This window comes from Hydrogenophaga sp. NFH-34 (genome assembly GCF_021401345.1).
Lineage (GTDB): Bacteria > Pseudomonadota > Gammaproteobacteria > Burkholderiales > Burkholderiaceae_C > Hydrogenophaga > Hydrogenophaga electricum.
In genome coordinates this window covers 93,890-105,869 of sequence record NZ_JACBGE010000005.1, presented here as the reverse complement: position 1 = coordinate 105,869, position 11,980 = coordinate 93,890, and the positions used below count along the sequence as shown (strand labels likewise).

Below are 11,980 nucleotides of genomic sequence, written 5' to 3'. Positions count from 1 at the left end.
TGGCATGCTGCGATGCAGCATGCCAGCGCCCTGGCGAACGACGCTGGCCGGGTCAGTTGGCGTCGGGATCCGCGCCGGTTTTGGGGCCTGCGGCTTTGCGGGCGGCCGGGCGTTTGCGGGCCGGAGCCGGCGACCGGGGGGTGCCCGGCGTGGAGGGCTGTGCCTGGGCGAGGCGCTCGACCTGCTGGCTCAGCGCTTCGATGCGTTCGGCCAGGGCATCGATGTCCCGGGCTGCCGGCACCCCGAGCTTGCGCAGCGCCTTGGCGACGCGGTCCTCGAACAGGTTTTCCAGCTTGTCCCATTGCCCGGCAGCGCGGTGGCTGAATTCACCGGCCAGGGCGTTGGCGCGCTGGGTGGCTTCGGCCATGCGCTCTTCGGCCAGGGCATGGGTTTTGCGCTGCATGCTCAACCCTTCGTTGACCAGGCTTTCGAAGGCCTTGCTGCCTTCGGCCTGGGCCTTGGCGAAGGCGCCCAGGCCAGCCAGCCAGATCTGCTGGGCCGAATCGCGGATGTGGTGGGCGGTGTCTGCTGCGTCAGGGGGCGGGGTTTTGCGCGTGACCATGATCGGGTTCCTTGAGTGAGGAGGAGAACGGCCCGGAAACTGTAGGCCGCGCGGCACGCTCGCGGTAGGGGCCGGGGTCTAAACGTCCGCTGCGAGGGCGTTGTCCGAGGGAGCCACCAGTTCGGCCACGCCCGCGAAAAGGGCCTGCCGCGCGTGCACGATGAGGGGAGCGCAGTCGGCGTCGGTCCAGATGCTGTGGGCTGGCACCGGCCCGCAAGGCAGGGAACGGCAGCGAACGCTGGCCTGCGGGCAGGCCTGTTCCAGCAAGGCCTGCAGCCCGGTGATGCCGGGATCAGGGGTGTCGCTGGTGCAGAGATCGAGCCAGAGCACGCGCCGGGCATGCCGGCCATGCGCCTGCAGGATCTGGAGCCAGCGCCCGGTGAGCGATCCGCCGGCAGCGGTTTCGGCCGGTGCCGGCCGGGGCGGGCGCTGGAACGAGCAGGCCTCGGGGTCGAGCGCGTGCACGTACAGCACCGCGACGCCCGCCGTGTGGGCCTGTTCGCGCCAGGCGGCGTCGTGCAGGGCAAACACCTGGACGCCCGATCCGACCCGACCGTCGGTGCCGTGACGGCCACTGCTGAGGATCAGCAGCGCGCCCGCGTCGGCGGCACCGTCCCGCGCCGTGTCGATGGCCAGGGTCTCGCCATCGGCGCCCGTCCCGGGCAGCGGATGGCTGCCCAGGGCTGTGCCGGCGGTGGCGGCCGCTTCGAGAAACTGCACCCGGGCCCGCGCGTAGGCGGGGGCAAAAGCGGCCGCCGGTCCGATCATGCGGATGGGGGGCGTGGCTGCCCCAGCCAGGTTTCGGCCAGCCGCACCCAGTAGGTGGCGCCGAGCGGGATCAGGTCGTCGTTGAAGTCGTAGTGCGGGTTGTGCAGCATGCAGGGGCCGACGTCGTGGCCACCGCCCTCGTAGGCGGCGCGGTGCGCGCCGTCGCCGTTGGCGATGAACAGGTAGCAGCCCGGCCGCTCCTGCAGCATGAAGGCGAAATCCTCGGCGCCCATGGTCGGCTCCTGCATCAGCACCTGGTCATCGCCCACGATGTCGGCCAGCACGCGGCGCGCGAACGCCGTCTCGGCCGGGTGGTTGACGGTGGGCGGGTAGTTGCGGCGGAAGTGGAACTCGGCGCGGGCGCCGAATGCGGCGGCGGTGTGTTCGGCAATTTCGCGCATGCGCCGCTCGATGAGGTCGAGCACCTCGAAGGTGAAGGTGCGCACCGTGCCCTGGATCTCGCAGCTGTCGGGCACCACGTTGGTGGCCTCGCCGGCGTGGATCATGGTCACGCTGATGACGCCGGCATCCACCGGTTTCTTGTTGCGCGTGATGATGGTCTGGAAGGCCTGCACCATCTGGCAGGCCACAGGTATCGGGTCGATCCCGTTGTGCGGCAGTGCCGCGTGCGAGCCCTTGCCCCGGATGGTGATGCGGAATTCGTTGCTCGACGCCATGACCGGCCCCGGGCTGGCGGCGAAGCTGCCGACCGGCATGCCCGGCCAGTTGTGCATGCCGAACACGGCCTCGACCGGGAACTGCTCGAACAGGCCGTCCTGGATCATTTCGCGGGCGCCGCCACCGCCTTCTTCGGCCGGCTGGAAGATCAGGTAGACCGTGCCGTCGAAGTGCCGGGTTTTGGCCAGGTGCTGGGCCGCGGCCAGCAGCATGGCGGTGTGTCCGTCGTGGCCGCAGGCGTGCATCTTGCCGGGCTCGGTGCTGGCGTGGGCGAAGGTGTTGAGCTCGGTCATGGGCAGCGCGTCCATGTCGGCCCGCAGGCCGATGGCCCGGCCACTGGCGCCGCCGTCGCGGCCATGCACGGTGCCGACCACGCCGGTGGTGCCCAGGCCCCGGTGCACCGGGATGCCCCATTCGGTGAGCTTGGCGGCCACCAGATCGGCGGTGCGCACTTCCTTGAAACAGAGTTCGGGATGGGCGTGCAGATCGCGGCGCAGGGCGGTCATGCTGGCCGCTTCGGTGAGGAGGGAGTCGATGAGCTTCATGGTCGTTCGGCGTTCGGGCGGTGCGCCCCGGCGCACCGCAATGGCTGGCGCAAAGCCATGGTAGCGAAGATGGCGCTCAGGCGCACCTTTTCGCCCCGCGGGCGGGGCTGCTATCCTGCCACGGACCCGTTTTCCCGGTGCCCCATGACCCCATCTGCCAACCCGCCTTCCGATGCCGTCCAGGTGCTGGGCGCCTGCCCGCACGACTGTCCCGACACCTGCGCCCTGCTGACCACGGTCGAAGGCGGTGTGGCCCGGCGTGTGCAGGGCAACCCGGCCCACCGGCACACCGACGGCGCCCTGTGTACCAAGGTGTCGCGCTACCCCGAGCGCACGTACCACCCCGAGCGCCTGCTCACACCGCTGCGCCGCGGCGGCCCCAAGGGCAGCGGCCAGTTCGAGCCCGTGAGCTGGGACGAGGCGCTGGACGACATCGCTGCCCGCTTGCGCGCCATTGCCGCCCGCGACCCCCAGGCCATCCTGCCCTACAGCTATGCCGGCACCATGGGGCTGGTGCAGGGCGATGGCATGGCGGCCCGCTTCTTCCACCGCCTGGGGGCGTCGCTGCTGGACCGCACCATCTGCGCGTCGGCGGGAGGTGAAGCCCTGGTGCAGACCCTGGGCGGCAAGGTGGGCATGAAGGTGGAGCATTTCGCCGAATCGAAGCTGATTCTGGTCTGGGGCAGCAATTCCATCGGCTCCAACCTGCATTTCTGGCGGCTGGCCCAGAAGGCCAAGCGCGACGGCGCCCGGTTGGTCTGTATCGACCCGCGCCGCACCGAAACCGCCGACAAGTGCCACGAGCACATCGCCCTGCGCCCAGGCACCGACGCCGCGCTGGCGCTGGCGCTGATGCACGAGCTCATCACCCACGACTGGCTCGATCACGATTACCTCGAACGCCACACCCTGGGCTGGGACGCGCTGCGCGAGCGTGCCCTGCAATGGCCGCCCGAGCGCGCCGCCGAAATCTGTGGCGTGCCGGTGGCGCAGATCCGGCAGCTGGCGCACGACTACGGCACCACGAAGCCGGCCGCGATCCGGCTGAACTACGGCATGCAGCGGGTGCGCGGCGGCGGCAACGCGGTGCGCGCCATTGCCTGCCTGCCCGCCCTGGTGGGCGCCTGGCGCCACCGTGCCGGCGGACTGCTGCTGTCGGCCTCGGGGTATTTCCCGGCGCAGCGGGCCGCGCTGCAGCGGCCCGACTTGCTGGCGGGGCGCACGCCGCGCACCATCAACATGAGCACCATCGGAGACGCCCTGCTGAGCGAGGCGTCGACCGGCTTCGGCCCGAAGATCGAGGCGGTGGTGGTCTACAACAGCAATCCGGTGGCGGTGGCACCCGAATCGGCGAAAGTGGTGCAGGGCTTTGCACGCGAGGACCTGTTCACGGTGGTGCTGGAGCATTTCCAAACCGATACCGCCGATTACGCGGATTACCTGCTGCCCGCCACCACCCAGCTGGAGCACTGGGACATCCACGCCAGCTACGGCCACACCGATGTGCTGCTCAACCGCCCGGCGATTGCCCCCGTGGGCCAGGCGAAGGCCAACAGCGCGGTGTTTCGCGCCCTGGCCGAGCGGATGGGTTTCGACGAACCCTGTTTCGCCGACAGCGACGAGGCCATGTGCCGGCAGGCCTTTGGCGACGCGGTGGACTTCGACACCTTGCTGTCGCAGGGGTTTGCCACGCTGCCCGTGCCGGATGCGCCTTTCGCCGACGGCGGCTTTCCCACGCCCTCCGGCCGTTGCGAGTTCTTCAGCGCACGCCTTGTGGCCCAGGGGCTCGATGGCCTGCCCGACCACCTGCCCAACCACGAGGCCGCGGGCAGCGACCCGCGCCATCCGCTGGCGATGATCTCGCCGCCCGCACGGCATTTCCTCAACTCGACTTTCGTGAACGTGCAGAGCCTGCGCAGCGTGGAGGGCGAACCCTTGCTGGAGCTGCATCCTGACGACGCCGCCCCGCGTGGCATCGACAGCGGGCAGATGGTGCGCGTGTTCAACGCCCGGGGCGAATACCGCTGCAAGGCCGACGTGTCGACGCGGGCCCGGCCCGGGGTCGTCAACGGTCTGGGCATCTGGTGGCGCAAGCTCGGGCCCGACGGCACCAACGTCAATCAGCTCACGAGCCAGCGCCTGACCGATCTGGGCCGGGCACCGGTGTTCTACGACTGCCTCGTCGAGGTGGAGCGGGCGTGAGCCTGTGGCACCGTGTTGGGGTGGGGCGGCGCCGGCTGGCCCTGGGGGTGGCGGCAGTCCTGCTCGCCGGGTGTGCCTCGACCGACGCCGGGCTGGGGTATTACTGGCAATCGGTCACCGGCCATTGGCAACTGATGCGCTCGGCCCGCCCGGTGGCCGACTGGCTGGCCGATGAGCACACGCCGCCGGCCTTGCGGCAAAAGCTCGCCACGGCGCGTGACATCCGCCGCTTTGCGGTGACCCAGCTGGCCCTGCCCGACAACCGCAGCTACACCCGCTATGCCGACCTGGGCCGCCGTGCCGCGGTGTTCAACGTGGTCGCCGCCCCGGCGCTGTCGCTCCAACTCCGGCAATGGTGTTTTCCGGTGGCGGGTTGTGTGGGTTACCGCGGCTACTACGACGAGGCCGCCGCGCAGGCGTTTGCGGCCTCGCTGCCGGCGGACATGGATGTGGCCGTGTACCCGGTGCAGGCCTACTCCACCCTGGGCTGGCTCGACTGGTTCGGCGGCGACCCGCTGCTCAACACCTTCATCGGCTACCCCGACGGCGAACTGGCCCGGCTGGTGTTTCACGAACTGGCGCATCAGGTGGTGTACGTGGCGGGCGACATGGCGTTCAACGAGTCGTTTGCCACGGCGGTCGAGCGCCTGGGGGGTGAGCGCTGGCTGTCCCGGGATGCCAGCCCGGACAGCCGCGCGGCCTACGAGCAGTTCGACCGCCGCCGCCAGGCATTCCGTACGCTCACGCTGCACACGCGCGAGCAACTGGCGGCGGTGTACGCGCACCGCGCCCTGTCCGAGTCCGGCCAGCGTGCGCGCAAGGCCGACGTGATGGCCGACTTCCGCCGCCGTTACGGCGCGCTCAAGGCCGCCTGGGGCGGGTACGCTGGCTACGACGCCTGGGTGGCACAGGCCAACAACGCCCTGTTCGGCGCCCAGGCTGCCTACGACCAATGGGTGCCGGCGTTCGAGGCGCTGTTTGCGCGCGAGGGCAGCGACTTTGCGCGCTTCTATGCTGCGGCCAAGGCGCTGGCGGCCGAGCCCGCCGCCGAGCGGCAGGCGGCCTTGCAGGCGCTCATGCCGGCGCCCTCAGCGAAGCAGCCGGATCGCGACGGCGCGGCGCCGCGCTGATCAGCTCAGCGATTCGATCAGGTCGATGTAGCGCTGCATGGCGTCGTCGGCCGACGTGCCCTTGACGCTGTTCCAGGCGTCCCACTTGGCGCGGCCGACCATGTCACCGAAACCGGGCTTCTTTTCGGTGACGTCACCTTGTGTGGCCTGCTTGTAGAGGCCATAGATCTTCAGCAGCGTGGCGTTGTCCGGGCGTTCGGACAATTTCGAGGAGTTGGCGACGGCGGCTTCGAAGCGGGCGGTGAGGTCGGACATAAACGGTTCTCGAAGAAAAAGATCGGCAGCCCAGGATGGGCGGCCACACGGCAAAGGGAATGTTGGGCGGGACTGGGGGGGAGCAGCCTGTGCTCACACCGCCATTTTCAGCACCGGCAGGCGTTGCTGGGCAATCTCCAGCAGGCCGTCGAAGATCAGGCTTTCGACCAGTTCGCAAGGAATGGACATGCTGGGGGCCATTTTCCAACCCGCGCCGCCGGTCATGTAGACCTTGGGTTCTTCGTGGCTGTGCTGACGCAGGTTGTCCACCATGCGCTGCACCGCCCCCGCGATGGCAAACGTGCCGCCGCTGGTCAGGGCGTCGCTGGTGTTGGTGGGAAAGTCGCACACCTCCCCGGTGGGGACGTGCAGGCCGGCCGTGCCGGATTCGAGCGCGCGCAGCATGATGCCGTGGCCCGGCAGGATGATGCCGCCCAGGAAGCGGCCATCAGCGTCGATGGCTTCCACCGTGACCGCCGTGCCCACCATCACCACCACGCAGGGCCGGGCAGGGCCCTGGCCCAGCAGGCGGTGGCGGGCGCCGATCATGGCGACCCAGCGGTCCGAGCCCAGCCGGGCGGGATGGTCGTAGCCGTTGACGAGGCCGGCCTCTTCGTTGCTGGACACCACCCATTGGGGCGTGACGTCCCAGATCTCGAGCTGCTCCTGCACCCGCTGCCGGACGGCGTCGCCCGCCACGACGCAGCCGATCACATGGTCGGGCGGCGACAGGGTGCTCCAGTCACCCTCGGCGAGCTTGTCGATGTTCTCCAGGAACTGCGCACCGTGGGCCAGCAGGCGCGCGCCGGGTCGGGGGGCTTCGTAGAGCGCCCATTTCAGGCGCGTGTTGCCGACATCCAGGGCCAGAAAAGTCATGCGGGCATTATGACGACGCGGAATCCTGTGCTGTGTTGCGATGCAGCATGAATCCGGATCGTGGTTCAGGGTTCAGATCAGGCCGAGCCAGCAGGCACGCTGGATGGCGGCGAGCTTGCTGTCGGTGCGCAGCTTGGTCATGGCGTTGGCCAGGTGGTAGTTGACCGTGCGTTCCGAGCAGTCCATGCGGGCAGCGGTCTCCCGCGCCGTCAGGCCCTCGAAGGCCAGGAACAGGCTTTCCCGCTCCCGGGGACTCAGGCTCAGCCGCTGCTCGGCGATGGCGCGCTTGAGCAGCGGCCAGATGTTGTAGGCCGACCAGGCCAGTGCGGCGGCATCGTTGCGCGAGCCGAACAGCCGCGAACTGAACATGAAGCATTCGAAGGCACGGCCGGCCGGTAGGCAGAACGCCACCCGTACCAGGGTCTGGTAGCCGTGAGCGAGCCACATGCGCCGCCAGCGCCCACCGTGCTCGGAGGCTGCGGCCTTGGATATCTCCTGCCAGACCACCAGCGGGGCATCGCTTTCACGCCAACTGGCCCCGAAGTCGCGGCTTTCGGCCAGGTCGTTGGCGGGTGCATGCATGCGGGGCGGGTGCACCGCGAGCACCTCGCGCTCGTCCTGGCCGCCAAAGGGGTTGGGCCCGAGCACGACCAGCGCTTCCACGCCCTGTTCGTGCAGAGCGCACACCCAGTCGGCGAGGATGGCATCCACCCCCACACTGTCAAAGTTGACAGGGAGTGTCATGGGTGTGTCCTTCGCAATCCGGGGACAATGGGCGACAGACTACCCCGAACCACGCCGGCGCCAGGAGGTAGGTGATCGCAGGAGAACATGTGTCGTTGGACCGTCTTAGGCTGAAAAGCGCCAAAGCGCGGATTCGTCAGTGGCTGATGGATGAAGTCATCCACGCACCGCTGGAGCCGATTTTGCACCCGTCTCCGGCGCGTTTGCGCTGGGCGGGTCTCTCCATTCTGCTCGGACATCTGCTTTTTCACCATGTCTGGACGGTTTATTTCCCACAACCCTACGAAAGTGTGCCGCTGCGCATGGTCGGGGCGGGCCTTGGCGTGCTGTTCTTCTGGCCGGGCCTCTACAAGGACATTGGCTCGCGCACCAGCGCCTGGGTGTTCTCGCTGGTGTGCTGGATCACCCTGCCGGCGATGTTCTTCTGGATGTACTGGATGAACGGGGGCAACGGGGTCTGGCTGGCCAGCGTGAGTGCGATGGTGCTGATCTATTACCACCTCACCGACTGGCGCCTGGCCTCTCTGGGCATCGTGGTGGCCCTGGCTGTCAGCGCCTGGCTGGCCTGGCTGGTGGCCCCGGTGGAGACCACATTTGCCCGCATCCCGCCCGAGAGTGTCTGGGTCATCGGTTTTTCGCTCGGGACGGCGCTGTTGTTGGGGCTGTCCAGCGCCAATCTGCGGCGCACGCGGCTGTTGAACACGCTCAGCACCATGGGTGTGATGGCGCACGAGCTGCGCACACCGCTGGCCACGGTGCACCTGATGGGCGATGTGTTGCGCAATCTTGCCCAGCACGACGTGCCGGAGGGAAAACGCAAGAAGCTGGAAGAACTCAGCATGCGGCTGCACAACCTCGTGCGCAGCATGAACCGGCAGATCGATACCCAGATCGCCAATGCGCAATTGCAGCGCCTGCCTGGCGAAAAGGCCGCCATCGGCGCGGGCGATCTGGTGCACGACGTGATCCAGCAATATCCCTACCGCACAACCAAGGAACGCGACTGTGTGCAGGTGCAGGTGCAAAATGACTTCGTTTTCGAGGGGTCCCGTGCGTTGCTGTCCCAGGTGCTGAGCAATCTCGTCAAAAACGCCCTGCATTCGCTCGCTTCTTCGGGGCGCGCGCCGCAACCGGGCGATCTGCGTCTGGACGTGGGGATTCACCGAGGCATGGGGCGCATCGCCGTCTCCGACGAAGGGGTGGGCATTCCGCACGAAAAGCAGCAGCGCATCTTCGAACCCTTTTACTCCACCCAGTCCGGCGTCGGCAGTGGTCTGGGACTGACTTTCTGCAAAAACGTCGTGGAGGCGGCGGGCGGCAAACTCAGCGTGCATTCGGAGCCTGGCTTCGGCGCTGTGTTCATGATCGACGTGCCTCTCGACAGTCGTTGACCGGGTACCGCAAGCCCTTATCAGCCATGGCCCTCACGATACCCCTGATCCAGCGACCGGGCAGCATCCTGTTCCTGGACGATGATCCCGATTACCTTGACATGCTGGGCATGGTCATGCCTCCCCAGTGGCAGATCGGCCTGTACGCACGTCCCACGGCGTTCTGCGAACGCATGCGCGACGAGCCCTCGCTCTGGGAGGCGGACGCTGCCCGGCAGACCCAGATCATCGAACGCTGGCGGCAAGGGCGACCCCTGCTGCCGCAGATGCTGGATTACTGGGCGCTCAATCCGGGGCGCTACCAGTTGGCCCAGGTCTGCGTGGTGGACTACGCCATGCCCGGCACCAATGGGCTGGCGGTGCTCAACACCCTGCTGGACTGGCCGGGCGCCCGGGTTCTGCTGACCGGGCAGGCCGATGAGCAGGTGGCGATCCAGGCCTTCAACAGCGGGCTGATCGACCGCTTCATCCCCAAGCAGTCCGACGACATCACCCGCCGTCTGCTGGAGACGCTCGAAAAACTGGCCCATGCGCCCCATCCCCGGCTCAACACGCTGTGGCGGGGCGTGTTGCAGCCGCTCCAGCATTCGCTGTTGCAGATCCCTTCGGTGGCCCGCCAGTTGCAGGACCACGCGCGCAAACGCTGGGTGGAATACGTGGTGCTGGGCCAGCCCTTCGGCGTGTTGGGCGTGGATGCCGAGGGGCGCTGCGAATGGCTGCAGCTCGAACTCGCCTCGCAACTGGGCGATCTGGCCGAGCTGGCCAGCTCGGCCGGCGCCGGGCTGGACGTGGTCCGCGCGATTCGCAACGCGCGCCTGCTGGCCGCCGTGGAGATGCAGCAGCAGTTGCAGCTGGGCGGCGCCATCCGCACGGCCGAGGCGATTGCCGTCGGGGACGACGGTCTGCTGCTCGCGGCGGTTTTTCCCCTGTCGCCGGCCGACATGCCCCAGCCCATTCCCGCTTACCGCCAGGTGCTGGAGGCGCAGAGCGACCGCCAGATCCTGGACGTCTGAACCCGCTCAGGCGCGGGTGCGCAGGCGGCGCGCGATGGGCCACTCCCAGGGTTTGACGATGGGGGCGATCTCGCGCGCCACCGCGAAGAAGTGCTCCAGTTCGGCCTCGGTCAGCGCGGCGTGCAGCGTCAGGCGCACCATGGTGCGGTTCTTGGCCGTTGCCGGCGCGCAGAAGACCGCGCCGAAGACCGCCCGCGACTCCAGGTGGTCGCGCAGCACCATGGTGTCGGGCTCCGAGCCGGCTTCCAGCGCAATGATCTGCTCGGTGCCTTGCTGGATCGGGTAACCCATGTCGGTCAGTTCGGTGCGCACCCGACGGGTCAGCTCGGCCAGGCGTGCCCGGGCCTCGTCGGCGTCGCGGATGACATCCAGCGTGGCGTTGAGGGCTGCCACCTCGTGGGGCAGCAGGCAGGAGCTGAAAATGTTGTTGTTGCTGGTGCTGAGCACGTAGTTGCGCAGCTTGCTGGGCATGTTGAAGAAGCCTGCGCGGCCGGCGAAGGCCTTGGCCAGGCTGGCGGTGATGAAGTGCACCCGGTGGCTGATGCCCAACTGCTGGCACAGTCCGGCGCCTTGCGGGCCGTGGGTGCCCAGGGAATGGGATTCGTCGACCAGGATCATGCTGCCCGCGGCTTCGGCGATGTCGACCATTTCCAACAGCGGTGCCACCGCGCCCGTGGTGCTGTAGACGGAGTCGACGACCACCAGGCCCGGGCCGTGGCGTTCCATGGTCTTGCGCAGGCTGTCCGCGTCGTTGTGCCGGAACGGGTGGATCGGCGCCCCGGCCTGTCGGGCACCCTCCCAGAGTGACATGTGGGCCAGCATGTCGATGTAGACCGGCGTCTGGGCGTCGGTGATGCATTGCAGCAGCCCCACGTTGGCGGCGTAGCCGGACTGGCAAAGGATGCCGTCGTCCTTGCCGATCCACTGGGCGAGGCGCTTTTCGAGTGCGCGTACCGGGTGCGTTTCGAGCAGGAAAGAGCCCGACTGGATGACGAATTCGGCGTCTTGCCGGATGGCTGCGGTCTGGGCCTCGATGATGCGGGGATCGCCGGTGATCGCCAGGTAGTCGTTGCCGTTCAGCCGAACGGCATCGGGGCCGGGGTCGCGGCCGTGCACGAGGGAACGCCCGCCCCAGGTGCCGTTCCAGCGCTGGATGAAGTCACGTTCGATGCGGTTGCAAAGGTGGGCGCTGAGCGCGGGATTGGCAGGGGTGTTGACGCGCGTGACCTCGAGCATTTCCATGGGGTTCTCCTGAAGGGAAAAGAAAACCCCATTGAAAAAAGAAATGCGTGAAAAATCACACACACCCTGTCAGATTTGACAGGGGTGCTCACGCTTTTTACTCAAGTTTGCTGTTGGCTTTCCGATAAGCGGAGCGCTGATCGGGGCGGGCGGGTCAGTTCTGTCGCCAGGGCAGGCCGTGAAACCGCCAGCCTCCCCGGCGTCCGCGATGGGCATCGGCGTCGGGATCGCCCTCGAAGCCTTCCAGGATGTTGTAGGCCTCCAGGCCCAGTTCGGTGGCGCGCTTGGCCGCAGCGACCGAGCGCACGCCGCTGCGGCACAGCAGCACCAGCTTGCGGTCGCCGGCGGCGGCGCGCACGGCCTGGTCGAAATCCGGGTTGGGGGCCATGCCGGGCCATTGTTTCCAGGCCACGGGGAGCGCGCCGGGCACAAAGCCCACCCATTCGCGCTCGGCATCGGTGCGCACATCGACCATGACGGCATCGCCGGCCTGCACCCATTGCCAGGCAAGCTGGGGTGACACATCCCCCGCATACCCACCCTGCCCGGGGCGGGGTTGCAGCAGCAGCGCCCC

General features: G+C 68.2%; 12 protein-coding genes. 4 read left to right on the top strand and 8 right to left on the bottom strand.

Annotation, left to right across the window (positions count from 1 at the left end):
• Window positions 1–52 precede the first annotated feature (52 nt).
• The 3 genes from L0977_RS06365 to L0977_RS06355 all read right to left on the bottom strand — a co-directional run bounded on the left by L0977_RS06365 (window position 53) and on the right by L0977_RS06355 (window position 2,553).
• Window positions 53–562, bottom strand: coding sequence for a phasin family protein (locus tag L0977_RS06365; RefSeq protein WP_234264011.1), 510 nt, complete (start codon window positions 560–562; stop codon window positions 53–55).
• Between the two features lie 78 nt (window positions 563–640).
• The gene (locus tag L0977_RS25545; RefSeq protein WP_326491053.1) at window positions 641–1,330 is read right to left on the bottom strand and encodes a DUF2817 domain-containing protein; all 690 of its coding nucleotides are present in this window, start codon (window positions 1,328–1,330) and stop codon (window positions 641–643) included.
• Window positions 1,327–2,553 carry a M20 aminoacylase family protein gene (locus L0977_RS06355; RefSeq protein ID WP_234264010.1) on the bottom strand — a complete coding sequence of 409 codons (1,227 nt, stop codon included), beginning with the start codon at window positions 2,551–2,553 and terminating at the stop codon, window positions 1,327–1,329. Before L0977_RS06355 ends, L0977_RS25545 begins: the two co-directional genes overlap by 4 nt.
• A gap of 144 nt (window positions 2,554–2,697) precedes the next feature.
• Between L0977_RS06355 and L0977_RS06350 the strand changes: the two genes are divergently transcribed.
• Together L0977_RS06350 and L0977_RS06345 are read left to right on the top strand one after the other, a co-directional pair.
• A complete protein-coding gene (locus L0977_RS06350; protein WP_234264009.1) occupies window positions 2,698–4,755 on the top strand; it encodes a molybdopterin-containing oxidoreductase family protein in 2,058 nt (685 codons plus the stop codon).
• The gene (locus L0977_RS06345) at window positions 4,752–5,885 is read left to right on the top strand and encodes an aminopeptidase (protein ID WP_442786613.1); all 1,134 of its coding nucleotides are present in this window, start codon (window positions 4,752–4,754) and stop codon (window positions 5,883–5,885) included. Before L0977_RS06350 ends, L0977_RS06345 begins: the two co-directional genes overlap by 4 nt.
• Here the strand turns inward: L0977_RS06345 and L0977_RS06340 are convergent, their stop codons facing one another.
• The 3 genes from L0977_RS06340 to L0977_RS06330 all read right to left on the bottom strand — a co-directional run bounded on the left by L0977_RS06340 (window position 5,886) and on the right by L0977_RS06330 (window position 7,760).
• On the bottom strand, window positions 5,886–6,140 hold the full coding sequence (locus L0977_RS06340; protein ID WP_234264008.1) for an acyl-CoA-binding protein: 255 nt from the start codon (window positions 6,138–6,140) through the stop codon (window positions 5,886–5,888). It abuts the gene before it with no gap.
• A gap of 93 nt (window positions 6,141–6,233) precedes the next feature.
• Window positions 6,234–7,016, bottom strand: coding sequence for a type III pantothenate kinase (locus L0977_RS06335; RefSeq protein ID WP_234264007.1), 783 nt, complete (start codon window positions 7,014–7,016; stop codon window positions 6,234–6,236).
• A gap of 72 nt (window positions 7,017–7,088) precedes the next feature.
• Window positions 7,089–7,760, bottom strand: a complete 672-nt coding sequence (locus L0977_RS06330) for a helix-turn-helix transcriptional regulator (RefSeq protein WP_234264006.1) — start codon at window positions 7,758–7,760, stop codon at window positions 7,089–7,091.
• 146 nt (window positions 7,761–7,906) lie between these two features.
• Between L0977_RS06330 and L0977_RS06325 the strand changes: the two genes are divergently transcribed.
• Window positions 7,907–9,151 (top strand): sensor histidine kinase, encoded by a 1,245-nt coding sequence (locus L0977_RS06325; protein ID WP_234264005.1) that lies wholly within the window; start codon window positions 7,907–7,909, stop codon window positions 9,149–9,151.
• 26 nt (window positions 9,152–9,177) lie between these two features.
• A complete protein-coding gene (locus L0977_RS06320) occupies window positions 9,178–10,164 on the top strand; it encodes a response regulator (RefSeq protein ID WP_234264004.1) in 987 nt (328 codons plus the stop codon).
• 6 nt (window positions 10,165–10,170) lie between these two features.
• Here the strand turns inward: L0977_RS06320 and cqsA are convergent, their stop codons facing one another.
• Together cqsA and L0977_RS06310 are read right to left on the bottom strand one after the other, a co-directional pair.
• Entirely contained in the window at window positions 10,171–11,406 is a 1,236-nt protein-coding gene (cqsA, locus tag L0977_RS06315; RefSeq protein WP_234264003.1) for an alpha-hydroxyketone-type quorum-sensing autoinducer synthase, read from the bottom strand.
• A gap of 154 nt (window positions 11,407–11,560) precedes the next feature.
• Entirely contained in the window at window positions 11,561–11,968 is a 408-nt protein-coding gene (locus tag L0977_RS06310) for a rhodanese-like domain-containing protein (RefSeq protein ID WP_442786615.1), read from the bottom strand.
• Between the last annotated feature and the right edge of the window lie 12 nt (window positions 11,969–11,980).